A 24,882-nucleotide genomic window follows, 5' to 3' on the forward strand; every position below is an offset into this window, starting at 1 on the left:
GGCCAGTGGGGGAGGCACGCGGATTGCCCACACACACCTCCCTTCCCCCCCCTCCCCCGTCGGCGCCGTCCGGGGTGCCCCGTCCCCACCCCCCCCCCCCCCCCCCCCCTCGGCCCGGTCGTGCAGGTGGCGGACCAGGGTGATCAGCACCCGCTTGCTGGACTCCCGGTCGCGCGCGTCGCAGTCCACCAGCGGGACCTCCGGCGCCAGGTCCAGCGCCGCGCGGACCTCCTCCAGGCTGTGCCGCGGCGGCTCGAAGTTGTTGCGGGCGACCACGAACGGCGTGCCGTGCTGCTCCAGCCGGTCGATCGCGTACCAGGACTCGTCCAGCCGCCGGGTGTCCAGCAGCACCACCGCGCCGAGCGCGCCGGTGAAGAGCCGGTCCCAGAGGAACCAGAAGCGTTCCTGCCCGGGCGCGCCGAACAGGTAGAGCACGCTCCGCTCGGAGAGCGTGATCCGGCCGAAGTCGAAGGCCACCGTGGTCGAGCGCTTCTCGCGGACCGCGGACGGATCGTCCACCCCGATGCCGGCCCGGGTCATCACCTCCTCGGTGTTCAGCGGCCGGATCTCGCTGACCGAACCCACCAGGGTGGTCTTGCCGGCGCCGAACCCGCCGACCACGACGATCTTCAGCGCGTCGTCGGCGGTGCTCCGCAGCGGCGTGCGGGCGCCGCGGTCAGAGCTGCTGGAGTCCATGGAGCACCTGCTTCAGCGTGTCGAGGTCGGGCAACTGGGCCGTGGCGGGGAGGAACCGCGGGTGGCGGGCGCTGATCCGACCCGCCTCCAGCAGATCGCCCAGCAGGATCCTGACGATGCTGATCGGCAGCGCCAGCTCGGCCGCCAGCTCCACCACCGCGGTCGGCCGCTCGCACAGGCGCAGGATCCGGGCGTGCTCGGACTGCATGCCGGGCAGCGGCTCGCTCTCCGCGACGATCAGGGTCACCACGTCGAACGGGTGCTCCGGGGGCCGGCTGCGGCCGCCGGTCAGCGTGTAGAGCCGGTCCGGACCGTCGTCCGGACCGGGGTGCCGGGGGCTCGTCATGCCGTCGCGGGGGCGTCCGCGGGAGCGGGGGCGTCGGTCCCGCGCGGCGGGGCGCTGAGGAAGGTGCCGATCTGCTCGACCAGCCCGTGCATGTTGTGGCCGACCACGCCGACGTCGGCGGACTCCTCGGTGACCACCGCCAGGTGGGCGCCGGCACCCGCCTCCACTATGCACAGGATCCCGCCGTGGAACTCGGTCATCGACTGCCGGACCCCGCCGCTGCCGTCACCGAACTCGATCGAGGCTCCGTGCGAGAGGCTCTGGATGCCCGAGGCGATGGCGGCCAGCTGGTCGGCCTGATCGACGCTCAGCCCGGCGCTGTGGCAGAGCTTGAGGCCGTCGGCGGAGAGCACCAGGGCGTGCCGGGCGCCCGGCGTGTTCGCCACCAGGTTCTCCAGCAACCAGTCGAGGTCGCGGTCGGTGGTGCTGCTCATCAGGCGTCGTCCTTCGGGAAATCGGCGGTCGGAGCGGGACGGGACGGGGTCGGAGTGGGCTGGGCGGGACGGGGCTGGTCGGGCTGCGGCCCCCGGACGGCCTGCCGGAAGGCGCCGAACCGGGTGGCCGTCTCGGACAGCCGGGGCCGCGGGTCCGACATCACGGCGGCGGCGTGCGCGGCGGCCGCCAGGGTCTGGCCGCGGCGACGCCGGGGCAGGCCACCGTCGGAGCGCACCGGCGCGGGCGCGGCGGGCAGCGCGGGCGACGGTGCGGCGGACAGCGCGGCCGGCGACGTGCCGGGCAGCGCGGCCGGCGAGGTGGCGGGCAGCGCGGCGGTGCGGGAGGGCTCGGGCGGCGCGGGGGCGGGCCGGGTGACCAGCTGCACCGGAACGAGCATCACCACACCGGTGCCGCCGCGCGCGGAGGGCCGGAACGAGATCGACAGGCCGTGCTTGCGGGCCAGCGCGCCGACCACCGCAAAACCCAGCCGGGTGCCGGCGGAGAGCGTGGTCAGGTCCAACGGCTCGCCGGAGACGGCCTGTTCGGCCCGGCGCTGCCACATCTCGGAGAGCCCGAGGCCGCTGTCCTCGACGGTGATCGCCAGCCCGGCGTTCAACTCCTCGACGTAGACGTGCACCTCGGCCGGCGGGGCGGAGAAGTTGGCGGCGTTGTCCAGGAGTTCGGCCAGCGCGTGCATCACGCCCTCGGCCGCGTAGCCGGCCACCGCGGCCGTCGAGGCGGAGTGCAGCCGGATCCGCTGGTAGGCGCCGATCCGGCCGAGCGCGCCGCGCAGCACGCTCTCCACCGGGATCGGCCGGCCCCACCGGCGTCCGCTGCGGGCGCCGGTGAGCACCGCGATGCTGTCGGCCAGCCGGCCCGCCTGGGCGGTGCTGTGGTCCAGCCGGAGCAGGTCGCCGAGCACCTCCTCGCCGTGCTGGTGCTGCATCTCGCGCAGCTCCGCGTGCATGCTGGTGGCCAGCGCCTGCACCCGGCCGGCCGCGGTCGCGCAGACCGCCAGTGCGGCGGCGCGCTGCCGCTCGCCGTGCGCGACCTCCCGGGCCAGCAGCTCCAGCAGGTCCTCGTGCGCGGTCTGCCGGTGGTCCACCAGCACGGTCTCCACCGAGGCGCCGGCCCGCAGCCGGCGGACCACCTCGGGGATGGTCTCCCGAGCCAGCCGGGCGAGTTCGGCCCGCTCGTCGTCGGCCGCGGCCCGGGCGGCGGCGGCCTCCGAACGGGCCTCGACGGTGTCCGCGCGGGCGGCCAGCAGCTCGACCCGGGCCGCCTCGGCGTCGGTGCGCGCGGTGTTGGCCCGGACCCGGGAGTTCCGCGCCTCGGCCAGCGCGGCGGTGGTGTCCGCCTCGGCCCGCCGCACCGCGGCCCGTTCGCTCTCGACCTGGGCCCGGCCGCGGTCCAGTTCGACGGTGAGCCGGTGGATCCGCGCCCGCTGGGCGACCGCGACGACGGCGGGCAGGCAGCAGGCCAGCGCCGCCAGCGCGGCCCAGGCCCCCACCGCTCCCCGGTCGGCGGGCGGGGCGGCCGCGGCCGCGGCGCAGGCGGCGCCGGCCGCGACGACGACGGCCGCCAGGACGACGGGCAGCGTCGCCGGTCTGCCGAACAGACGGGAGCGAGCGGTCATCGGCTGGTCCTCTGGTGCGGGGCGGCCAGGTCAGGGCGGGCGACAGCGCACCGGCCTCCCGCTGCCGGGAGATGATGAACAGTTCACGCGGTCAACTGATCATATCGAGCCAGATCCACCGCTCAAGCGGCGAGTTGACGCCCGGGCACGCCGAAGGGCGCCGACCGTCGGTCGGCGCCCTTCGAACGGTGTGTCAGCTGCAGCCGCTGGTGGAACCGCAGCCCTCGCAGAGGTAGCAGCTGCCCGCGCGGCGCATCTTGGTGCCGCAGGAGAAGCAGAGCGGGGCGTCGGCGTTCAGGCCGAGCTGGATCTCCAGCAGCTCGGTCGAGCTGTGCGGCTGGGCCACCGCCGGCTTGGGCGCCGCCGCCCGGGTCGGCTCGACGGTCCGCGGCGCCGACTGTGCCAGACCCTCGACGTCCACGTCCTCGGCATCCAGCGGCTCGTAGGAGCCGGTCTCCAGGTGCCGCTGGCGCTCCTCGACGGAGTGGATGCCCAGCGCGGAGCGGGTCTCGAAGGGCAGGAAGTCCAGCGCCAGGCGGCGGAAGATGTAGTCGACGATCGACTGGGCCATCCGCACGTCCGGGTCGTCGGTCAGGCCGGCCGGTTCGAAGCGCATGTTGGTGAACTTCGCCACGTAGGTCTCCAGCGGCACGCCGTACTGCATGCCGACCGAGACCGCGATGGAGAAGGCGTCCATCATGCCCGCGAGGGTCGAGCCCTGCTTGGACATCTTCAGGAAGACCTCGCCCAGGCCGTCGTCCGGGTAGGAGTTGGCGGTCATGTAGCCCTCGGCGCCACCCACCGTGAAGGAGGTGGTGATGCCCGGGCGGCCCTTCGGCAGGCGCTTGCGGACCGGGCGGTACTCGACGACCTTCTCGACCGCCTTCTCCGCGGCCGGCTCGACCGTGGTGCCGGCCGCCGGGGTCTTGGTCTTGGCCGAGAGCGGCTGGCCGACCTTGCAGTTGTCGCGGTAGATGGCCAGCGCCTTGACGCCGAGCTTCCACGCCTCGAAGTAGATCTCCTCGACCTCCTCGACGGTGGCGGCCTCCGGCATGTTCACCGTCTTGGAGATCGCGCCGGAGATCCAGGGCTGGATCGCCGACATCATCCGCACGTGGCCCATCGGCGAGATGGAGCGCTCGCCCATCGCGCAGTCGAAGACCTCGTAGTGCTCGGGTCGCAGGCCCGGGGCGTCGATCACGTTGCCGTGCTCGGCGATGTGGGCGACGATCGCCTCGACCGACTCGCCGTGGTAGCCCAGGCGCTTGAGGGCGCGCGGCACGGTGTTGTTGACGATCTGCATCGAGCCGCCGCCGACCAGCTTCTTGAACTTGACCAGCGCCAGGTCCGGCTCGACCCCGGTGGTGTCGCAGTCCATCATCAGGCCGATGGTCCCGGTCGGGGCGAGCACCGAGGCCTGGGCGTTGCGGAAGCCGTTCTGCGCGCCGAGCCGGAGCACGTCCTGCCAGGTCTCGGTGGCGGCGGCCCAGACCGGGGCGTCCAGGTCGTCCACCGGGACCGCGGTGGCGTTGGCGTCCGCGTGCTGCTTCATGACCCGCTGGTGCGGGGCGGCGTTGCGGGCGTAGCCGTCGTACGGGCCCACCACGCCGGCCAGCTCGGCGCCGCGGCGGTAGGCGGTGCCGGTCATCAGCGAGGTGATCGCGCCGGCGAGGGCGCGGCCGCCGTCGGAGTCGTAGGCGTGGCCGGTGGCCATCAGCAGCGCGCCGAGGTTGGCGTAACCGATGCCCAGCTGGCGGTAGGCGCGGGTGGTCTCGCCGATCTTCTCGGTCGGGAAGTCGGCGAAGCAGATCGAGATGTCCATCGCGGTGATGACCAGCTCGACCACCTTGGCGAAGGTGACCGCGTCGAAGGAGTCGTCGTCGCGGAGGAACTTCATCAGGTTCAGCGAGGCCAGGTTGCAGCTGGAGTTGTCCAGGTGCATGTACTCGGAGCAGGGGTTGGACGCGGTGATCCGACCCGACTCCGGGCAGGTGTGCCAGTGGTTGATCGTGGAGTCGTACTGGATGCCCGGGTCGGCGCAGGCCCAGGCGGCCTCGGCCATCTTGCGGAACAGCTTCTTCGCGTCGACGGTCTCGATGACCTCGCCGGTCATCCGGGCGCGCAGGCCGAACTCGGTGCCGTTCTCGACCGCCGTCATGAACTCGTCCGAGACCCGGACCGAGTTGTTGGCGTTCTGGTACTGGACGGAGGTGATGTCGTCCCCGCCGAGGTCCATGTCGAAGCCCGCGTCGCGCAGCGCGCGGATCTTCTCCTCCTCCTTCACCTTGGTCTCGATGAAGGCCTCGACGTCCGGGTGGTCCACGTCCAGGACGACCATCTTGGCCGCCCGGCGGGTGGCACCGCCGGACTTGATGGTGCCGGCCGAGGCGTCGGCACCGCGCATGAAGGAGACCGGGCCGGAGGCGTTGCCGCCGGAGGAGAGCAGCTCCTTGCTGGAACGGATCCGGGAGAGGTTCAGGCCGGCGCCCGAGCCACCCTTGAAGATCATGCCCTCTTCCTTGTACCAGTCGAGGATCGACTCCATGGAGTCGTCGACGGACAAGATGAAGCACGCGCTGACCTGCTGCGGCTGGCTGGTGCCGACGTTGAACCAGACCGGGGAGTTGAAGCTGAACACCTGGTGGAGGAGGGCGTGGGTCAGCTCGTGCTCGAAGACCTCGGCGTCGGCGGGCGAGGCGAAGTAACCGTTCTTCTCACCGGCGGCGCGGTAGGTGAGCACCACGCGGTCGATGATCTGCTTGAGGCTCCACTCGCGCTGCGGGGTGCCCACCGCGCCGCGGAAGTACTTGCTGGTGACGATGTTCACCGCGTTCACCGACCAGAAGTCGGGGAACTCGACGCCGCGCTGCTCGAAGTTGATCGAGCCGTCCCGCCAGTTGGTCATGACGACGTCGCGCCGCTCCCAGCTGACCTCGTCGTAGGGATGGACGCCAGGAGTGGTGTAGATGCGCTCGATCCGCAGGCCGCCCTTGGGAGCCTTACCGGCCCCCTTCGCCGCCTTCTCGGACTTCGACCCGCGTGCGGAACCGCTCGTCGTGTCTGTCACTGCTTCTCCTCCTCCTGGGCAAACGCCCTGAGTGCCCCGTTTCGTTCCGGCGGCCCGGGCCGTCCGGAGCACTGCTGCTCTTCGCTTCTCCTGAAGTGCGGGCAGGCCGGGGACGCCGGCCGGTTCGCACGTGTTTGTCATGGTTTGTGTGCCGTTTTCGGGCACGCGTCGACCTGGGCGGTCGGGAGTGCTGCCGCCCTAGGGGTTCGCGACGGCGATCGGGGCGGCGTCGTCTCCCGCCCCGGCGGAGGCCTGCTCGGCACCGCGCAGTTCGGCGATGGCGGCCTCGAAGTCCGCCAGCCCGTCGTACGCCTGGTAGACCGACGCGAACCGGAGGTAGGCGACGACGTCCAGGTCCCTGAGCGGGCCGAGTATGGCCAGGCCCACGTCGTGGGTGGAGAGTTCCGCGCTGCCGCTGGCCCGCACGCACTCCTCGACCCGCTGCCCGAGCTGGGCCAGCGCGTCCTCGGTGACCGGCCGGCCCTGGCAGGCCTTGCGGACTCCGGAGATCACCTTCTCCCGACTGAACGGCTCGGTCACCCCGCTGCGCTTGATCACCATCAGCGCGGCGGTCTCCACCGTGCTGAAGCGGCGACCGCAGTCGGGACACTGGCGGCGGCGTCGGATCGAGCTGCCGTCGTCGGTGGTGCGACTGTCGACCACACGGCTGTCGGAGTGCCGGCAGAAGGGGCAGTGCACGCGACGACTCCCTTCCTGGCGGGGGTTCTGACGGATATCAGACGGGTTCTGGCAGGTTCCGACGAGGCCGGACGGCGCCGGTAAAGGCGGGTCGACCTCGGGGGCGGCACCAAGTCTAGGCGACGACACTCATGATCGAATCCCGGGGGACCACAACCTGTGGGCCGCGGGCACCTATGTAACCACTAGATCTAGGCCCCTGTCGCGGCAAGACACGCCCGCGTTCAGCTACTGGGCGTAGCCTCGGCGACGCGGTGGGAAATCCGTCCCGGACCACCTCTAGAATGAGGTCTATCGAACATTTGACCGACATACACCCAAAGTCTTGATCGAGTCAGCCGACTCCTCGATAATTCACTCGAACGTGTGTTTGGCGCAACCTTTCGATAGGTGCTGCCGTTGGGCTGGACATGGGAGACCGCCCGTCGAGAGGGGCCGCCGTGACCACGGTAAAGACCACCAGCAGCACGACCACCATCGTCCAGAACAGCGCCGCCGACACCCACACCATCCCGGTGCAGGACCGCTCCCCGCAGCTCGCCGGGCGGCCCGCGTTGGACCAGCAGAGCATGGACCAGAGCATGGATCGCAGCGACAGCCACCGCCCCACCGCCGCGCCGGGCTACCTCCCGGACCAGCCGGTCGAGCACGCCTCCGTCCAGGACGTCCCGCTCGGTCTGCCGAACGGTCAGACCCGGGCGTTGCCCGGCCGCCCGCCCGGCATCCGCACCGACGAGGCCGGCCTGACCGAGCGCCAGCGCCGGGTCATCGAGGTGATCCGGGACTCCGTCCAGCGCCGCGGCTATCCGCCGAGCATGCGGGAGATCGGCCAGGCGGTCGGGCTCTCCTCCACCTCATCGGTGGCCCACCAGCTGATGGCCCTGGAGCGCAAGGGCTTCCTGCGCCGCGACCCGCACCGGCCGCGCGCCTACGAGGTGCGCGGGGTCGAGGTCAGCCGGCCGAACACCGCCGAGGCGGCGGGCCGGCCGTCCACCTCGTACGTCCCGCTGGTCGGCCGGATCGCCGCCGGCGGGCCGATCCTGGCCGAGCAGACGGTCGAGGACGTCTTCCCGCTGCCGCGTCAGCTGGTCGGCGAGGGCGAGCTGTTCGCGCTCACCGTGCACGGCGACTCGATGATCGAGATGGCGATCTGCGACGGCGACTGGGTCACCGTGCGCCGCCAGCCGGTCGCCGAGAACGGCGATGTCGTCGCGGCGATGATCGACGGCGAGGCCACAGTCAAGCAGCTGCGGCGCGAGGACGGCCGGATCTGGCTGATGCCGCACAACCCCGCGTACGAACCGATCCCCGGCGACAACGCGACCATCCTGGGCAAGGTCGTCGCGGTCATGCGCCGGCTCTGAGCGCGGGCCGCCGCGTCCCCCGATGCCCCTGGCACCGGGGGACGCCCCGTGTCCGGGCGGGCCTCAGCCGCGCTTGGCCACCGGCCGTGGCGGCGGCGCGCTCTGCGCGATCGCGGCCAGCGAGCGGCGCACCTGGTTGCGATCGGTGGTGTACCAGAAGTCCGGCATCGAGGATCGGAAGAAGCCGCCGTAGCGCTTGGTCGCCAGTCGCGAGTCGAGCACCGCGACCACGCCCCGGTCGTCCGCGGCCCGCACCAGCCGGCCCGCGCCCTGCGCCATCAGCAGCGCCGCGTGGGTGGCCGCCACCGCCATGAACCCGTTGCCGCCGGCCTCCTCGACCGCCTTCTGCCGGGCACTCATCAGCGGATCGTCCGGACGCGGGAACGGGATCCGGTCCATCACCACCAACTGGCACGCCGAGCCCGGCACATCGACGCCCTGCCAGAGCGAGAGGGTGCCGAACAGGCAGGTCTCCGGGTCGCTCGCGAAGGCCCGGATCAGCTCGCCCAGGGTGTCCTCGCCCTGCAGCAGGATCGGGAAGTCCAGCTGCTCGCGCAGCTGTTCGGCGGCCTTCTGGGCGGCCCGCATCGAGGAGAACAGGCCCAGCGTGCGACCGCCGGCCGCGCTGATCAGGTCGGCCAGCTCGTCCATCATCTGCGGCCGCTCCGGCTCACGGCCCGGCTCCGGCAGGTGCTTGGCGACGTAGAGGATGCCCTGCTTGGGGTAGGAGAACGGCGATCCGACGTCCAGCCCGCGCCAGTACGGCGGGGCGTGCTCGCCCTCCGCGCGGGCCGGCTCGGCGTCCGAACGGACGTCCGGCAGCCGGCCCTCGACCGGCAGGCCCACCGAGGCGGCCACCCCGTTGAAGTCGCCGCCCAGCTTGAGGGTGGCCGAGGTGAGCACGACCGAGCGCTCCTTGTAGAGGTTCTCCCGGAGCAGCCCGGAGACGCTCATCGGAGCCACCCGCAGCGAGGCCGTACCCGGCCCGTACCGGTCGTTGCGCTCGATCCAGACCACGTCGTACGCCGAGTCGGCGAGCAGCCGGTCGGCCGTCTCGTGCAGCGTCTCGGCCGAGGCCATCGCCTGCTTGCGCACCGCGTCCTCGTCGGAGAGGCCCTTGTCCCGGGTCTCCCCCAGCGAGGTGATCACCTGACGGCAGGCGTCCCGGATCGCGGCGACCGCGTAGCCCAGGTACTCGGGCAGCTCCTCGACCCGGCCGGGCTGGGCGGTCTCCATCAGGCCGTGGTAGCTCTCGGCGGCGGCCTGCAGCGCGTCCACCGCCTTCTCGTTGGCCAGCCGGGCGGCCCGCTTCACGGCCCGGTTGACCGCGCCCACGGTCAGCTCGGCGGTGGCGGCACCGGTCACCCGGTTCACCAGCTCGTGCGCCTCGTCGATGATCAGCAGCTCGTGCTCGGGCAACACCGGGGCGCCCTCGATCGCGTCGATCGCCAGCAGCGCGTGGTTGGTGACCACCACGTCGGCCAGCTTGGCCCGCTCCCGCGCCTTCTCGGCGAAGCACTCCTGGCCGTAGGCGCACCGGGTGGCGCCCAGGCACTCCTTGGAGGTGACCGAGAGCTGGGCCCAGGCCTTGTCGGAGACGCCCGGGGTGAGGTCGTCCCGGTCGCCGGTCTCGGTCTCGTCCGCCCAGTCGCGCAGCCGCAGCACGTCCTGGCCGAGCTTGCTGCTCGGGCCGCCGAGCGCCTCGGCCGGGTCGAACAGGCCCTCGCCCTCCTCGCTCGGGGTGCCCTCGTTGGCCCGGTGCAGGCAGAGGTAGTTGGAGCGGCCCTTGAGCATCGCGAACAGCGGGCGGCGCCGCAGCGTGGGGTGCAGGGCCTCCACCGTGCGCGGCAAGTCCCGCTCCACCAGCTGGCGTTGCAGCGCCAGGGTGGCGGTGGCGACCACCACCCGGTCGCCGTGCGCGAGGGCCGGCACCAGGTAGGCCAGCGACTTGCCGGTACCGGTGCCGGCCTGCACCAGCAGGTGTTCGGCGCTCTCGACGGCCTCGGCGACGGCCTCGGCCATCCGGACCTGGCCGGGGCGCTCCACGCCGCCGACCGCGGTGACCGCGGCGTGCAGCAGCTCGGGGATGCGGCCGGCGGGTGCCTCGGCTGCCTCGGCGGGGGAATCGTCGGGCAGCAGCTGGGGTGTGGAGTCGTTCGTCATGACGGTCCCAGCCTACGGGGCCGGGGTGACAGTGCGGTCGCGCGGACCGGGCAGCACCGCGGCCGGCTGGTGCAGCGGGTTGCGCACCCACCCGTGCACCGCCGCGTGCGGTCGCTCCGGGCGGTCCCGGTAGCCGTCCAACAGCAGCCGGTTACGGTTCAGGCAGAGCCGGTCGATCTCCGGGGTGAGCAGGTCGAAGAGCACGAACCGGTCGGCGAGTTCGGGGAACCGCCGGTGGTACGCCAGGATCTCGGCCCGCAGCAGCGCCCAGAACTCCGACTCCGGCAGCCCCAGTCGGGCCTCGAACAGCGGTGCCAGGTAGCGGTAGACCCCGATGAACAGCCCCGCGTGCAGGAACTGGCAGAGCCCGGCCGGGGGTTCGCGCAGCAGCACGGCGGCCACCGCGGGCGGCAGGGCGCGCAGCTCGGGCAGGTCCTGGTCGCTGATGTTGACGTCGTCGACGAAGTCCTTGACCGCCAGGCGCACCGGGACGTCCCGCCCGTCGAAGAGCACGATCGCGTTCTCACCGTGCGGGGAGAACACCGTGCCGTAGCGGTAGAGGAAGTGCAGCAGCGGCGGCAGCATCGCGCCGAACAGCCGGCGCAGCCACTCCCGCGGCGCGAGCCCGGAGCGGGCCACCAACTCCTCGACCAGCGCCCGCCCGTCCGAGCCGGTCTGCAGCAACGCGGCCAGCGCCCGGGCCCGCTCGCCGTGCGCCAACCGCGGGCCGAGCGGCTCCCGCCAGATCGCCCCGAGCAACTCCTTGTACTGGTAGGGCGCGTCCCGCAGCCGGGCGTAGTGCGGGTGCTCGACGGTCACCGAGGCGACCTCGCCGAGCAGCACCACCCGGCACTCCTCGCGCAGGAACGGGTCGCGGTCGCGCAGCCCGTGGATCCAGCCGGTGACCTCGGGCGCGGCGAGCGTGCGCTCGGTCGGCAGCCCGCGCCAGACCAGGGTGTTGAGGATGGCCAGCGGCAGCTTGACCGTCCGCCGGTGCGGCGTCGTGGCGTTGAAGAAGGAGCGGATGGACTGCTGGGGCAACCGCAGGTCGCCGTCGGCGGGCAGCAGGACGATCCGCCCGTCCGCCACCCAGGGCGCGAAGAGCGGCAGGATCGTCTCGTCCCACTGCCAGGGATGGACCGGCAGCAGCAGGTAGCTCCCGGGGTCGCGGCCACGGTCGGCCAGCAGCCGCCGGTAGCCCGCCAGCACCTCCGGGTCGAGCTCCGAGCGGTAGAGCGCCTCGGCCTCGGCCAGCTCGCCGACGCCCCGGTAGGCGGCCAGCTCGCGGTGGACGGCGAGCCAGGGCAACGCGCCCGGGGTGCGCGCCTCCGGGGCCCAGCGGGCGGCGTCCGCGGCCGAGAAGCCCAGCCGGCCCTTGTTGGGCACGATCCACGGGTGGCCGCCCTGGTGGCCCTCCAGCTCGGTGTGACCGAGGTCGGCCAGCGCGGCGGCGGGCAGCGCGCCGGCCGCCAGCCGGACGTCGGCGAGCAGCGTGGCGGTCAGCTCGCGGACCAGGTGCCCGATGGTGTCCCCGGAGAGCCCGAGCAGCCGGCGGGCCGCCAGTAGGAAGGCCAGCGGGTCGTCGGCGGGTGCGCCGTCCCGGCGCACCGAGGCCGGCTCGACCTGCCAGCCGCCGTAGGCACCGCGCCGGGCGGCGAAGCGGTACTCCGAGCCGTCCGGCAGCGGAAGGCGGTAGCCGTCCGCGACGGGTTCCGGATCGAGCAGTTCCTCATAGCTGAACTCCGCGAGCATCTTCGCCAACAGGGCGCGGCCGGCCCGCTGCCAGCGCTCCGGGGTCAGCAGCTCATCGGCCGGCGACTGGGGCACGGTTCCACTCCTCGGGGAAGGCGGCCTGGGCGGGCAGCAGGGCCGGACCGAAGCTGGTCCAGGCGGTCCGGGCGGGCAGCCGGTGCACCGTCCGGCCGGTGAGCGCGTTGAGGATGACGGCCGCGCGGTGCGCGCCGAGGCCGAGGTCGGGGGTGCCCACGCCGTGCGTGTGCAGCTCCGCGTTCTGCACGTAGAGCCCGCCGGTGACGGCCGGCCGGGTGGCCACCCGGTGGTCCAGGTCGACCCGGTAGCGGCCCCGCTCGTCCCAGTCGATCAGCTCGGCGAGCGGTTCCAGCGCGGCCGGGCGGCCGGCCCGGTAGCCGGTGGCGAGCACCACCGCGTCGGTGCGCACCACCCGGCGGGCGCCCGAGTCGCGGTGCAGGCAGCGCAGCTCCAGGCCGCCGCACGGGCCCGGCAGGGCGGCGGTGACCTCGGTGCCGGGGGTGATCTCGGCGTCCGCCGCACCGATCGGGCGGCCGATGGTCCGCTCGTACAGCTGGTCGTGGATCTCGGCCAGGGTCTCCGCGCTGGCCGCCTTGTGCAGCTGCCACTGCTCGGCCACCAGCCGGTCGCGGACCGGGCCGGGCAGGGTGTGGAAGTAGCGGGTGTAGTCGGGGGTGAAGTGCTCCAGGCCGAGCTTGGAGTACTCCATCGGGGCCAGCGCCCTGGTCCGGGTGAGCCAGCGCAGCCGGGTGCCGTCGCCGGCCCGGGACCGCAGCAGGTCGAGGAAGACCTCGGCGCCGGACTGCCCGGAGCCCAGCACGGTGATGTCCCGGGCGCTCGCCAGGCCGTGTCGGCGGTCCAGGTAGCGGCCGGAGTGGAAGACGGCGGGGTGGTCGGCCAGCCGGTCGAAGGCCTCCGGCAGCACCGGGTCGGTGCCGACCCCGAGGACCACGTTGCGGGCCCGCACCTGGCGCTCGCCGCCGGCCGAGCGCAGGGTGGCCGTGAAGCAGCCCCCGGCCCAGCGGATCGCGGTGACCTCGGTGCCGAACCGGCAGGAGGGCAGCCGCTCGGCCACCCAGCGGCAGTAGTGGTCGTACTCGCGGCGCGGCAGCTGGAACCGCTCGGCGAAGTAGAAGGCGAAGAGCCGCTCCTGGTCACGCAGGTAGTTGAGGAAGGACCACGGGTTGGTGGGGTCGACCAGCGAGACCAGGTCGGCCAGGAACGGCACCTGCATCCGGGCGCCCTCCACCAGCAGACCCGGGTGCCAGCGGAACTCCGGCTTGCCGTCGCAGAACAGCGCGCGCAGGCCGGCCACCCGGTCGGCCAGCGCGGCGAGCGAGAGGTTGAACGGTCCGATGCCGACGCCGAGCAGGTCGTAGGGCTCGGGCCGGGCCTGGTACGGGGTGTCCATCACGAGCTCCTCGCGGTCGGGCGGTCCCGGATCATCAGGGCCGCGCGCTTCTCGGGTAGGTGGAGTTCGCCGGTCTCGGTGAAGCCGGCCCGTCGGAAGGCCCGGACGGAGGCGGTGTTCCGCACGTCCGGCTCGGCGACCACCCGCGGGCCGCGCCGCAGCAGCTCCTCGGTGACCGCGCCGAGCAGCACGGAGCCCAGGCCCCGGCCGCGCGTCTCCGGCGGCCCGAGCAGCAGGTGCAGGCCGGTGTCGTCGGGCCGGGCCGGGTAGTACCGGGCCAGCCGGTCGTGGGCGGCCGCGTAGACCTCCCAGTAGCTCATCGGCACCCCGTCCAGCAGGCCAAGGTACGGCACGCTCCGGCCGTCGCCTTCCAGCTGGGCCCCGACGTGCCGCTCGGTCAGCTCGGCCGGACCGGCCAGCTCCCAGAACGCCGCCACCGCCGGGTCGTTCATCCAGTCGGTGATCAGCGGCAGGTCGGCCGGCCGGACCGGACGCAGCCGGAACTCGCCGGCCGCCGTGGCCGCCCGGATCACCCGGCGGCTCCGGCGGCGACCGGGTTGGCGATGCCGACGTAGACCGACTGCGTCTCCACCGGGCCGACCAGCTCGTCCAGCCCGTGTAGCCGGGTGAGCAGGTTGGCCTTGCAGCGCAGCCGCGGGGCGTCCAGCAGGTGGGCGGGGAGGGTGGAACCGGTGGCCCGGGCGGCCGGCCCGGCCAGGAACCCGCGCAGCGCCGCGAGCAGCACCTGCTCGTCGGCCAGCCGCTGTGAGCCGAAGGCGCCGATCAGGCCCAGGATGTGGTTGATCCCCAGGTAGTAGGCGAACCGCTCGTCGGCCACCTGGTCCGGCACGAAGGTGTCGCTGGCCTTGCCCAGGCCGGGCAGCCGGCGCTCCAGCCGTTCGGCGTGCGCCGCGCGGAAGTAGTAGCCCTGGTTGTCGCGGAACCGGCCGCCGCTCGGCCAGCCGTCGGCGTCGAGCAGCACCAGGCTGTTCTGCTGGTGCGCCTCCAGGGCGATCCCGGCCCGGCCGTCCAGCCAGAGCACCGGGAGCACCACCGCGTCCAGGTAGCGCAGGAACCACTCGGCGCCCACCGTCTGCAGCGGCCGGCCGCAGCGCTTGGCGAGCGCGCGCAGCAGGTCGCCGAGGGCGGACGGAACGCCGGGCGCGGTTTCGCCGAGCGGCCGTTCGGCGACCAGCCCGGCCACGCAGAGCGCCCGGTCACCGGGGGCGAACGGCTGTTGGCGCAGCACGGTGTCCAGCCCGCCGGCGACGTGCTCGGGCAGACCGGGCAGGTCGACGCCGATCCAGGCCGGGTCGCGGACGATGTCGAAGCCGGGGTGCTCGGCGTGCCACTCGGCGGCCAGGCCGGCGGCCAGCAGCCGGTGCACCTCCAGACCGCGGTGCAGCTCCTTGCGCAGGTTCTCCCGGCGGGAGTTGGTGATCCGCAGGCCGAGCGAGAGCTTGAGCATCCAGGGCGTGCCGAGGCGGCAGACGGTGCGCACCGAGGAGGTCGGGTGCCAGGGCTCGCCGTGCGCGCCGAGGTCGTGCAGCCGGCCCTCGGCCAGCAGCCGGGCGATCGTCGGACGAAGCGCCGCCTCGCGGGCCTGCCAGGGGTGCAGGGGCAGCGCGGCGGTGCCCGGCGGGAGTAGCCCGGGGGTGCCGAGCAGCTCGGCGGTCAACCGCGTGGCGTCGGTGTCCAGCGCCGAGCCGGAGGCCAGCAGCTCGCGGTCGACCGCCCACCAGTGCAGGGCGAAGGAGCCGCGCAGTTCGGGCGAGTAGGCGGCGCTCTGGGCCGGGCCGAGGCCGTCCCGGCTCTTCGGGGTGGGGTGCAGCGGGTGACCGAGCAGCAGGGACTGCTCGGCCCGCAGGAAGACGGAGTCCGGCTCGGGGCCCGGGTTGGCGCGGCGGTGCTGCAGGATGTCGGCCGTCCGGCGGACCGAGTCGGCGACCCGGCCGGCCAGGTCGGCGACCTGCTCCGGGTCGGGGTGCTCGGTGACCGACCGGGCCAGCAGCGCGGCCGTGGTGACGGCGTCCACCGGTGTGCCGCCCTCGGCCGTACCGGCCACCAGGGCGACCGGTCCGAAGCGGTGCCAGCCGCACGCCGACCAGTGCCGGACGTCCGCCAGCAGCCGGGCCGCACCGCCCAGCACCGGGATCCGCAACCGCCCGTCCTGGTCGGGCCGGGCCCCGGTCTCCCGGCACCAGCAGCGCAACAGTGCCTCCAGCGCGGCCTGCTCGGCCGCCACGGCGGCATCCTGGTGCAGCAGCGGGTCCGCCTCGGCGGACTGGTCCAGCTGGCGGGGGACGGTGGCCGGGACTCCGGTCAGGGCGGTGCTCACGTCGGCTCCTCGGGGCGCGGTGGACGTCGGACCCGGCGGCCCGGGGTGCCGGCGCACCCCGGCCGGGGACATCCGGTTGGTCCAACGAGCCAACCGCCCGTGAATCACGGGCGGCGTCCGCCCGACCGGCGTCCCGGTCACGAGCCGACGATCGCACCGGTTGTCAAGCGACCAGGGGTTGTGGCACGCCGTCCATCCCAGTGGTGGGAGACTCCCAGATGCCCGACGGCGGCTCAGGCCGCCGGTGCTTGACTCCTCTTGGGGGAACCGAACACATGTCACCGACGGACACCAGCCATCACCCGGCCGGCCGGCGAACGGCCCGGCTGCTGGCGGCCGGCGCGGTCACCGCGCTGACCCTCGCGGCGGTCACCGCCTGCGGGCCGGACGACACCACGAACCCGCCGCCGAGCGAAGCGGCGGCCGCGTCCGCCACGGCCGGACCGACGGCGGCCAAGGGCCTGCCGGGCGGCCTGCCCAGCCTGGACGCGCTGAAGAAGTGGAAGTACGCGGACTGGGACAAATGGGCGAAGCAGCACGTGCTCACCCCGGCCGCCAAGGGCTTCTGGAACGCCCAGAAGATGCTCCAGGCCAAGCCGCAACAGGTCCCGGTGGCGCCGCCCAGTCCGCCCGCGAACGACGCCAACGACCCGCTGCCGGCCGCCATCCAGGCCAGCCCGGTGGCCCACCCGTACAACCAGAACAAGGTGGACGGGAAGCTCTTCTTCGACGTCGGCCCGAACCAGCACGCGGTCTGCTCGGCCACGGTGATCTCCGATCCGCAGCACCCGGGCAAGAGCAACCTGATCTGGACCGCCGGCCACTGTGTCAGCAGCGGCAAGTCCGGTCAGCAGTACAGCAACGAGGTCTTCATTCCGGACTTCAACAGCTCCGGCGCGGTCAGCAACGGTCAGAAGCCGACCGACGTCTCGCAGTTCGCGCCCTACGGCCAGTGGATCGCGACCCAGGCCGTCTCCTCCCCGCAGTGGGTCGCCGAGGGGAGCGAACAGGGCAGTGCCGCCAGCCAGTACGACTTCGCGATCCTCCGAGTGGCGCCGGAGAACGGCACCAAGTCGCTGGAGGAGACCGTGGGCGGCTCGGTCCCGGTCTGGTTCAACGCCCCGCGCGACCAGCTGAGCATCACCGCGATCGGCTACCCGCAGGCGGCTCCGTTCAACGGCGTGGAGATGGAGCAGTGCAACGGCGGCAAGCCGTCGCGGCTCTCCTTCGACACCACCCGCCCGCCGATGGACGTGATCGGCTGCACCATGACCGCCGGCGCCAGCGGTGGTGGCTGGTTCTCGCTCGAGGACGGCAAGCCCGCGCTGGTCAGCAACACCTCGATCGGCCCGGCCGACAACAGCTGGCTGGCCGGCCCCTACCTGGACGACGTGGCGCAGAACGCGCTCGACTACATGTCGAAGTCGTCCTCCTGAGCCCGCGCGGCCGAAGGGCCCCGGTCCCAGATGGGACCGGGGCCCTTCGGCCTCGTTCGGTGCGGGCGGCTCAGCGCTGGACGGCCACCGCGTAGCGCTCCAGCTCGGCGGCCAGCTCGGCCGCCACCTTGGCACGCAGCAGGGTGCCCTCGCCGGTGTGCTCGGTCTCCAGCAGCTCGCCTTCGGCGTGCACCCGGGAGACCAGGTCGCCCCGGGTGTACGGGACCAGCGCCTGGACCTCCACCGCGGGCCGCGGCAGCTCCTCGTCGATCATCTTGAGCAGCTGGTCGATGCCCTGCCCGCTGCGGGCCGAGACCACGATGGCGTGCGGCTCGCGGCGCAGCAGCCGCTGCAGCACGTGCGGGTCGGCGGCGTCGGCCTTGTTGATCACCACGATCTCCGGCACGTGCTGGGCCTCGACCGAGACGATCACCTCGCGGACGGCCGCCAGCTGGGTCTCCGGCTCCGGGTGCGAGCCGTCCACCACGTGCAGGATGAGGTCCGCGTCGGCGACCTCCTCCATGGTCGAGCGGAACGCCTCGACCAGGTGGTGCGGCAGGTGCCGGACGAAGCCGACCGTGTCGGCCAGCGTGTAGAGCCGGCCGCCCGGGGTCTGGGCCCGGCGCACGGTCGGGTCCAGGGTGGCGAACAGCGCGTTCTCCACCAGGACGCCGGCGCCGGTGAGCCGGTTGAGCAGCGAGGACTTGCCGGCGTTGGTGTAGCCGGCGATGGCCACCGACGGCACCTGGTGCCGCTTGCGCTCCTGGCGCTTGGTGTCCCGGCCCTTCTTCATCTCGGCGATCTCCCGGCGGAGCTTCGCCATCTTCTCGCGAATCCGTCGCCGGTCGGTCTCGATCTTGGTCTCACCGGGACCACGGGTCGCCATGCCACCGCCGGACGAGCCGGAACCACCGCCACCCATCTGCCGGGAGAGAGACTGACCCCAACCGCGCAGCCGCGGCAGCATGTACTGCATCTGGGCCAGCGAGACCTGGGCCTTGCCCTCCCGGGACTTGGCGTGCTGGGCGAAGATGTCCAGGATCAGGGCCGTCCGGTCGACGACCTTGACCTTGACCACGTCCTCCAGGTGGATCAGCTGGCCAGGGGTGAGCTCACCGTCGCAGACCACGGTGTCGGCGCCGGTGGCCGCCACGATGTCACGCAGCTCCCTGGCCTTGCCGGAGCCGATGTAGGTGGCGGCGTCGGGCTTGTCACGGCGCTGGATCACCCCGTCCAGCACCTGCGAGCCGGCGGTCTCGGCGAGGGCGGCGAGCTCGGCGAGCGAGTTCTCGGCCTCCTCGACCGTGCCGTCCGTCCAGACGCCGACCAGCACCACGCGCTCCAGGCGGAGCTGGCGGTACTCGACCTCGGTGACGTCCTCCAGCTCGGTGGAGAGGCCGGCGACACGGCGCAGCGCGGCGCGCTCGGTGCGGTCGTACTGGTCGCCGTCGTACTGGGCAAAGTCCTCGTCGATGGCCGCGAGGTCCTCGTCCATGAGGGCTTCCGCCCGGAGGTCGGCGGGGCGACGGGCGCCGCGCCCGGCACTCCCGGTGGTTGCTTCGCGGTTGTCGAACGTGGAGGTCATCGTGTCCTTAGGGGCTACTGGCTGAAGCTTGAACTGACGGGACCGGCGGGAGACCGCCGGTCACCCGTGGCCCGGCGCCGGACCACTCGTGTTGGACAACGCGGCGGACCGGCCGGACATTCCCGATGGTCGCACGGGCGGGGCGGCCCGGTCACCCGGATTTGCCCCGGAACGGGCGTTCGGCCGCAACCGGGGCGGCCGGGGCGCGGCCAGCCCGGTGCGGCGGACGTCGTAGACCCCGGAGACCCGCAGCATCGCGCGCATCACCACCGGCAGCGTCCGGGCGTCCGGCAGCTCGACCGTGTAGGTGTGCCGGACCCGCAGCTCGTCGGGTGGCTCGACCACCGCCGAGACGATGTCCAGCCCGGTGGCCGACATCGCGGCGGTCAGGTCGGCCAGCAGTCGGGGCCGGCCCAGCGCCTCGGCCTGCAGGGTCACCCGGAAGCCGGTCGGCGCGGCGGCCCCCGGCGCCCAGTCCAGCTGGAGCTTCCGGCGCCCGTCTTCGCACATCCGCTCACCGGTCGGACAGTCCGCGCGGTGCACCGCGATCGAGCCGCGGCTGGAACGGAACCCGGTCACCCGGTCCGGCGGCACCGGGGTGCAGCAGCGGGCCAGCCGGACCGGCGCGCTCGGGTACTCGGGGACGACCACCAGCCGCGGCCGGCCACCCGGCACCCGGGCGGGCTCCCGGGCAGCCGGCACCGGCTGGTCGGCCGGCGTGCCGGCGCCGGGGCGCTCGGCGGGCTCGACGCGCTCCGGATGCTCGGTCAGCCAACGCTGGATGGCGAGCCGGGCGCCCGGGGTACGGGCGCACTCGAGCCAGGCCCGGCTCGGTCCGGACGGCTCGCCCTGGTCCGGCCCGCCGTCCGGCTCGGTGAGGATGCCCAGCACGTCGCCGTCGCCGAGCGGGGTGGCCAGGCCGGTCAGCCGACCGTTCACCCGGGCCCCGATGCAGCGGTGGCCGACCTGCTCGCCGAGCTGGTAGGCGGCGTCCACGCAGCTGGCGCCGGCCGGTAGCACCAGGGTCGCGCCGTCCTCGGTGACCGCGGTGATCTCCCGGTCGTCGGAGAGCGCGGCGGTCAGGGTGGTCCAGAAGGCGTCCGGGTCCGGGGTCTCCTGCTGCCAGGCGAGCAGCCGGCTGAGCCAGCCGGGCCGGCCCGGCCCGTCACCACCGTCCGGCTCCACCGGGTCGGCCGCGCCCTGCTGCGGGCCGCCGAGCGCGACCACGCCGAACTCGGCGATCCGGTGCATCCGCGGGGTGCGGACCAGCACCTCGACCGGCGCGCCGGCCACCGACACGGCGGTGTGCAGCGACTGGTACAGGTTGAACTTGGGGGCGGCCACGAAGTCCTTGAACTCGCCCGGCAGCGGACTCCAGCAGGTGTGCAGCTCGCCGAGGACGGCGTAGCAGTCGGCGACCTCCTCGACCACCACCAGCAGCCGGCCCAGGTCGGCCGGCTGCGGCCAGGCGCCCGGCCCGCGGCGTAGCAGCACCCGGTGCACCGAGACGCAGTGCCGGGGCCGGACGGCGACCTCGGCGACCACCCCGGCCTCGGCCAGCTGCCGGCGCAGCGCCTCGGCGAACGGTCCGAACAGTTCCTCCTGGCGGACCTCCTGAGCGGTGATCAGGGTCCTGGTCCGGGCGTACTCCTCGGGGTGCAGGGTGGCGAAGACGATGTCCTCCAGCTCGGTCTTCACCACCTGGATGCCGAGCCGTTCGGCCAGCGGGATCAACACGTCCCTGGTCACCTTGGCGATCCGGACCTGGCTGGCGGGTTTCATGTGACGGATCGTCCGCATGTTGTGCAGCCGGTCGGCGAGCTTGATCACCATGACCCGGACGTCGTCCCCGGTGGCGACCAGCATCTTGCGGAACGTCTCGGCCTCCGCGGCGGCGCCGAAGTCCACCTTCTCCAGCTTGGTGACACCGTCCACCAGATAGGAGACCTCCGGCCCGAAGTCGGAGGCCACCTGGCCGAGCGTCACCTCGGTGTCCTCCACGGTGTCGTGCAGGAGCGAGGCCACCAGGGTGGTCGTCTCGGCGCCGAGCTGGGCCAGGATCATCGTGACGGCGAGCGGGTGGGTGATGAACGGCTCGCCGCTCTTGCGCTTCTGGCCGCGGTGGCTGGCCTCGGCCGTCCGGTAGGCGCGACTGAGCAGTGCGAGGTCGGCCTGCGGGTGGTGGCGCCGGTGGGCCTGCACGATCGGCTCGATGGCGTCCGGCACCGGAGGGCGGCCGGTGGCCAGCAGGGCGGCCCGACCGGCCCGGCCGAGCGCGGCGCGGTTCAGTCGGCGCCTGGACTGCTGAGGAGCGGGAGAGTTGGGCTGGCCGGTCTGCGGCCGGCCGGCGTCGAGGGTCATGGCAACCTCCGGCAGCGAGCACCGGAGCGGCGACTGCCCCGGTGGTCCATGCTACCGAGGACAGCACGTTCCGCGAGGGGGCGCTTCCCGTCTGTTACCCACACCACCCGAACGGGCGGATTCGTCGTCAGGTCGAGCGGGGAAGGCGCCCTCCCCGCTCGCTACCACCAGCTCGGGTCGATCGTCCCGCTCGCCACGATCACGGCCGGCCCGGTCATCTCCACCCGGCCGTCCGGGTGTTCGGCGATCATCAGCCGCCCACCGGGCACGTCGACGGTGTACGTGACGGACCGTCCGGTGACCGCCGGGTCGAGGCCGTCCCGGCGGGCCGCGGCCACCGCGACCGCGCAGGCACCGGTGCCGCAGGAGAGGGTCTCGCCCGAGCCGCGCTCGTGCACCCGCACCGCGACGTGCCGCTCACCCCGGTCGACCACGAACTCCACGTTGACGCCCTGCGGGTAGACCCGGGCCGGGGCGACCGCGGGGGCCGTCAGCAGGTCGCCGGCGTGCGCCAGGTCCGTGACGAAGGCGACCGCGTGCGGGTTGCCCATGTTGACGTTGCGGGCCGGCCAGCGCCGCTCCCCCACCGTGACCTCGATGCCGTCCGGACCGGGCAGCCGGGCCAGGCCCATGTCGACGGTCACCTCGCCGGGTGTGCCGTCCGGCCCGTCCGCGGCGACCACCGCCCGGCGCACCCCGGCCCTGGTGGCCACCGCGAGCGGGCCCGGCTCGGCCAGCCCGGCGTGCACCAGGTAGCGGGCGAAGACCCGCACGCCGTTGCCGCACATCTCGGCGATGCTGCCGTCCGAATTGCGGTAGTCCATGAACCACTCGGCCTGGTCGGCCTGGGCCACCGCGGCCTCGTCCTTGGCCGAGCGGACTACCCGGAGCAGGCCGTCGCCGCCGATCCCGGCGCGCCGGTCGCACAGCCGGGCGACCTCGGCGGGGCCCAGGTCGAGCAGACCGTCCGGGTCGGGGACGATCACGAAGTCGTTCTGGGTGCCGTGGCCCTTGAGGAAGGGCAGGCCGCTGCTGGATCCGCTCACCCTGCCGATGGTACCGACCTGCGGCCCGGCCGGCCCGGCCCCGGGTCAGCTGCGCAGCTGGACGACCCGCCAGACGGCCAGCGCGAACGCGCCGCAGGCGACCAGGGTGTAGAGGACGATCGCGCGCCAGCCGGCCCGGCGGCCGGAGCCGCGCCGGGGCAGGCCCGGCATCGCGTAGCCGGCGTGCCTGGCCGCCATCGCGCCCCAGCCGACCGAGGCCGCGGTGAGCAGCAGGCCGAGCATGCTGACCATGGAACCGCCCTCGCCGGAGCCGAAGGCCAGCGGGAAGGCGAACATCAGCGAGCCGCCGATGCCGATCAGCACGATCGGCAGGATCTGCCACCAGCGCAGCCGGCGGCGCGGCCGGATCTCCCGTTCCAGGACGACCGGGTCGGCGGGCAGCCCCAGCGGTTCGTCCGGATCGCCCGGCAGCATCAGCTCGGCCGGCGGTAGCCCGAACGGGTCGTCCGCCGCCAGGCCCGCAGCGTGCTGCGGGAACTGCTCGGTATCGGGGCCGGGACCCGTGGACACGCGGCCTCCCCTGACAGTTCGTCGCGAACGGACTCGCGCACGGATGGGACCGGCCCGCGCGACCGCTCCCTCTTGTTCTCGATAATGGCATGTTCCGGGACGCTCACAGCGCGTAGCGCGGTCCCCCGGGTGATCCGTGGCCATGACGTGATCCGCCCGTGACCGGCGCTTCCTCCTGCACCTGCAGGTGCGAGCGCAGCTGCACCTGCGAATGGCCGGCTCGCGGCGGCCTCAATGGCCGGAATCCGTCCTCAGGCCGCCTGCCGGACCAGCTCCAGCGAGCGTTCCAGCAGCTCGGCGGGGTCGGCGCCGGCCGGACGGGAGAGCCAGTGGATCCGGTCGTCCCGGCGGAACCAGGACTCCTGACGGCGCGCGAAACGCTTGGTCGCCCGCACTGTCTCCGCCCGCGCTTCCGCCTCACCACACTCACCCGCGAAGTGCGCCAGCACCTGTTGGTAACCGAGCGCCCGACTCGCCGTCAGGCCCTCGCGCAGGCCCACCGCCTCCAGCGCCCGGACCTCGTCCAGTAGCCCGGCCTCCCACATCCGGTCCACCCGCAGCGTGATCCGCTCGTCCAGCTCGGGCCGCGGCACCGCCACCCCGATCTGCACCGCCCGGTAGACCGCGGTGTTGCCGGGCAGGTTCGCGGTGAACGGCCGGCCGGTCAGCTCGATCACCTCCAGCGCCCGGACGATCCGCCGCCCGTTGCTGACCAGGATCGCGGCCGCGGCGGCCGGGTCGAGGCCGGCCAGCCGGGCGTGCAGCACGGCCGGGCCGTGCGCGGCCAGCTCCTCCTCCAGCCGGGCCCGGACCGCCGGGTCGGTGCCCGGGAACTCCATCTCGTCGATCGCCGCGCGGACGTACAGCCCGGAGCCGCCGACCAGGACCGGCGGCCGGCCGGCCGCGAGCAGCCGGTCGATCTCGGCCCGGGCGAGCCGCTGGTACTCGGCCACGCTGGCGGTCTCGGTGACCTCCCAGACGTCCAGCAGGTGGTGCGGGATCCCCCCGCGCTCCTCCTCGGTGAGCTTGGCGGTACCGATGTCCATGCCGCGGTAGAGCTGCATCGAGTCGGTGTTGATCACTTCGCCGCCCAGCGCGCGGGCCAGCGCGACGGCGAGGTCGGACTTGCCGGCCGCGGTCGCGCCGACCACCGAGACCACCGGGACGGGAGAGGAAGAGCTGGTCACACCGCCAAGTCTCGCAAAAGCCCGGGGGTCATCCGAACGGGGGACGTGACCGACCACCGCCGCACTCGTTGGCCCGTTGGGCGGCGCCCCGCACGAACTCCCCGTAGAACCGGCCGGGTCCGCCGTAGACCGTTAGGTTGGGAGAAGATATGGGTGTTTTCAGCTGGTTCCGCCGCCGCGAGGCCGCGGCCCGGGTGACCGCGGAGCAGGGCGGCGGTACCGTCGGCCTGCTGGAGTCGGAGGACCGGACGGATCAGGAGCGGACCACGGAGGCCGAGCAGGAGTCCCTGCCCGGAGTGCCGGCCGCCCGCACCGCGCCGGACGCCGGCCCCACCGGTGCCGCACCGGACGCCACGGTCGAACCGGCCGAGGACCGGGTGGAACCGGAGGGCGAACCACACGTCGCGGAGCTGCTCGTCGCCGAGCTGCTGGCGGCGGCGCGGGCCGAGGCACCGGCCGAGGACAACCATGCGGAGAGCCGACCCGAGCGGCCTGACACAGGAGACGAAGCCATGGGCCTGATGGACGAGATCAAGGGCAAGGCCGAGGAACTCAAGAAGCAGGCCAGCCACCTGGCCGGCCAGCACCACGCCAAGATCGACGAGATGGTCGACAAGGCCGGTGACGCGATCGACAAGGCCACCAAGGGCAAGTACAGCGACAAGATCGCGCACGGCACCGAAAAGGCCAAGGACACGGTGGACAGCTTCGCCGAGAAGCCGGCCGACGGCGAGCAGAAGCCGGCGGACCAGAACCCCGCCGGGGGACCCGCCGCCACCGACGGGTCCGCGCCCAGCGCCTGACCGCGTTG

Annotated in this window: 19 protein-coding genes; 3 read left to right on the forward strand and 16 right to left on the reverse strand. The window is 73.4% G+C overall.

What is annotated here, in order from left to right:
- The 6 genes from ACZ38L_RS28585 to nrdR form a co-directional block, all read right to left on the reverse strand.
- Nucleotides 1-696 (reverse strand): GTP-binding protein (locus tag ACZ38L_RS28585; RefSeq protein WP_465698567.1); only part of this gene is annotated, 696 nt, incomplete at its 3' end.
- Nucleotides 677-1,042, reverse strand: a complete 366-nt coding sequence (locus tag ACZ38L_RS28590) for a DUF742 domain-containing protein (protein WP_396566076.1) — start codon at nt 1,040-1,042, stop codon at nt 677-679. The genes ACZ38L_RS28585 and ACZ38L_RS28590, both read right to left, overlap by 20 nt.
- A complete protein-coding gene (locus ACZ38L_RS28595) occupies nt 1,039-1,476 on the reverse strand; it encodes a roadblock/LC7 domain-containing protein (protein WP_396566078.1) in 438 nt (145 codons plus the stop codon). The genes ACZ38L_RS28590 and ACZ38L_RS28595 overlap by 4 nt, the downstream gene beginning before the upstream one ends.
- Nucleotides 1,476-3,113, reverse strand: coding sequence for an ATP-binding protein (locus tag ACZ38L_RS28600; RefSeq protein ID WP_465698569.1), 1,638 nt, complete (start codon nt 3,111-3,113; stop codon nt 1,476-1,478). The genes ACZ38L_RS28595 and ACZ38L_RS28600 overlap by 1 nt, the downstream gene beginning before the upstream one ends.
- Before the next feature lie 193 nt (nt 3,114-3,306).
- A complete protein-coding gene (locus ACZ38L_RS28605; protein WP_465698571.1) occupies nt 3,307-6,180 on the reverse strand; it encodes a vitamin B12-dependent ribonucleotide reductase in 2,874 nt (957 codons plus the stop codon).
- Between the two features lie 198 nt (nt 6,181-6,378).
- Nucleotides 6,379-6,879 (reverse strand): transcriptional regulator NrdR, encoded by a 501-nt coding sequence (gene nrdR, locus ACZ38L_RS28610; RefSeq protein WP_465698573.1) that lies wholly within the window; start codon nt 6,877-6,879, stop codon nt 6,379-6,381.
- 440 nt (nt 6,880-7,319) lie between these two features.
- Here nrdR and lexA point away from each other — a divergent pair, with 440 nt between their 5' ends.
- The gene (gene lexA, locus ACZ38L_RS28615) at nt 7,320-8,243 is read left to right on the forward strand and encodes a transcriptional repressor LexA (protein WP_396566086.1); all 924 of its coding nucleotides are present in this window, start codon (nt 7,320-7,322) and stop codon (nt 8,241-8,243) included.
- Nucleotides 8,244-8,306: 63 nt separating this feature from the next.
- Here lexA and ACZ38L_RS28620 read toward each other — a convergent pair whose 3' ends face one another.
- Genes ACZ38L_RS28620 through ACZ38L_RS28640 form a run of 5 tightly spaced genes read right to left on the reverse strand, consistent with a single transcriptional unit; the run spans nt 8,307 to nt 15,982 of the window.
- On the reverse strand, nt 8,307-10,406 hold the full coding sequence (locus tag ACZ38L_RS28620; protein ID WP_465698575.1) for an ATP-dependent DNA helicase: 2,100 nt from the start codon (nt 10,404-10,406) through the stop codon (nt 8,307-8,309).
- A gap of 12 nt (nt 10,407-10,418) precedes the next feature.
- On the reverse strand, nt 10,419-12,233 hold the full coding sequence (locus tag ACZ38L_RS28625) for an IucA/IucC family protein (RefSeq protein WP_465698577.1): 1,815 nt from the start codon (nt 12,231-12,233) through the stop codon (nt 10,419-10,421).
- Nucleotides 12,211-13,587, reverse strand: coding sequence for a lysine N(6)-hydroxylase/L-ornithine N(5)-oxygenase family protein (locus tag ACZ38L_RS28630; RefSeq protein ID WP_465698579.1), 1,377 nt, complete (start codon nt 13,585-13,587; stop codon nt 12,211-12,213). The genes ACZ38L_RS28625 and ACZ38L_RS28630 overlap by 23 nt, the downstream gene beginning before the upstream one ends.
- Nucleotides 13,587-14,234: a GNAT family N-acetyltransferase gene (locus ACZ38L_RS28635; RefSeq protein WP_465698610.1), complete on the reverse strand. Its 648-nt coding sequence runs from the start codon at nt 14,232-14,234 to the stop codon at nt 13,587-13,589. Before ACZ38L_RS28635 ends, ACZ38L_RS28630 begins: the two co-directional genes overlap by 1 nt.
- Nucleotides 14,117-15,982 carry an IucA/IucC family protein gene (locus ACZ38L_RS28640; protein ID WP_465698612.1) on the reverse strand — a complete coding sequence of 622 codons (1,866 nt, stop codon included), beginning with the start codon at nt 15,980-15,982 and terminating at the stop codon, nt 14,117-14,119. The genes ACZ38L_RS28635 and ACZ38L_RS28640 overlap by 118 nt, the downstream gene beginning before the upstream one ends.
- 218 nt (nt 15,983-16,200) lie before the next feature.
- Here ACZ38L_RS28640 and ACZ38L_RS28645 point away from each other — a divergent pair, with 218 nt between their 5' ends.
- Nucleotides 16,201-17,361 (forward strand): trypsin-like serine peptidase, encoded by a 1,161-nt coding sequence (locus ACZ38L_RS28645; RefSeq protein WP_465698581.1) that lies wholly within the window; start codon nt 16,201-16,203, stop codon nt 17,359-17,361.
- A gap of 70 nt (nt 17,362-17,431) precedes the next feature.
- Here ACZ38L_RS28645 and hflX read toward each other — a convergent pair whose 3' ends face one another.
- From hflX to miaA, 5 genes are all read right to left on the reverse strand, one after another.
- Nucleotides 17,432-18,946: a GTPase HflX gene (gene hflX, locus ACZ38L_RS28650; protein WP_396566096.1), complete on the reverse strand. Its 1,515-nt coding sequence runs from the start codon at nt 18,944-18,946 to the stop codon at nt 17,432-17,434.
- 60 nt (nt 18,947-19,006) lie between these two features.
- A complete protein-coding gene (locus tag ACZ38L_RS28655) occupies nt 19,007-21,307 on the reverse strand; it encodes a RelA/SpoT family protein (RefSeq protein ID WP_465698583.1) in 2,301 nt (766 codons plus the stop codon).
- 161 nt (nt 21,308-21,468) lie between these two features.
- Nucleotides 21,469-22,362 carry a diaminopimelate epimerase gene (gene dapF, locus ACZ38L_RS28660; RefSeq protein WP_465698614.1) on the reverse strand — a complete coding sequence of 298 codons (894 nt, stop codon included), beginning with the start codon at nt 22,360-22,362 and terminating at the stop codon, nt 21,469-21,471.
- A gap of 36 nt (nt 22,363-22,398) precedes the next feature.
- Complete coding sequence (locus ACZ38L_RS28665; protein WP_396566102.1) at nt 22,399-22,884, reverse strand: hypothetical protein; 486 nt, start codon at nt 22,882-22,884, stop codon at nt 22,399-22,401.
- Between the two features lie 251 nt (nt 22,885-23,135).
- Nucleotides 23,136-24,071, reverse strand: coding sequence for a tRNA (adenosine(37)-N6)-dimethylallyltransferase MiaA (gene miaA / locus ACZ38L_RS28670; RefSeq protein ID WP_396566104.1), 936 nt, complete (start codon nt 24,069-24,071; stop codon nt 23,136-23,138).
- A gap of 149 nt (nt 24,072-24,220) precedes the next feature.
- On the opposite strand from miaA, the gene ACZ38L_RS28675 reads away from it, so the two are divergent.
- The gene (locus ACZ38L_RS28675; RefSeq protein ID WP_465698586.1) at nt 24,221-24,874 is read left to right on the forward strand and encodes an antitoxin; all 654 of its coding nucleotides are present in this window, start codon (nt 24,221-24,223) and stop codon (nt 24,872-24,874) included.
- Nucleotides 24,875-24,882 lie beyond the last annotated feature (8 nt).

The organism is Kitasatospora sp. NPDC024654 (assembly GCF_055559155.1).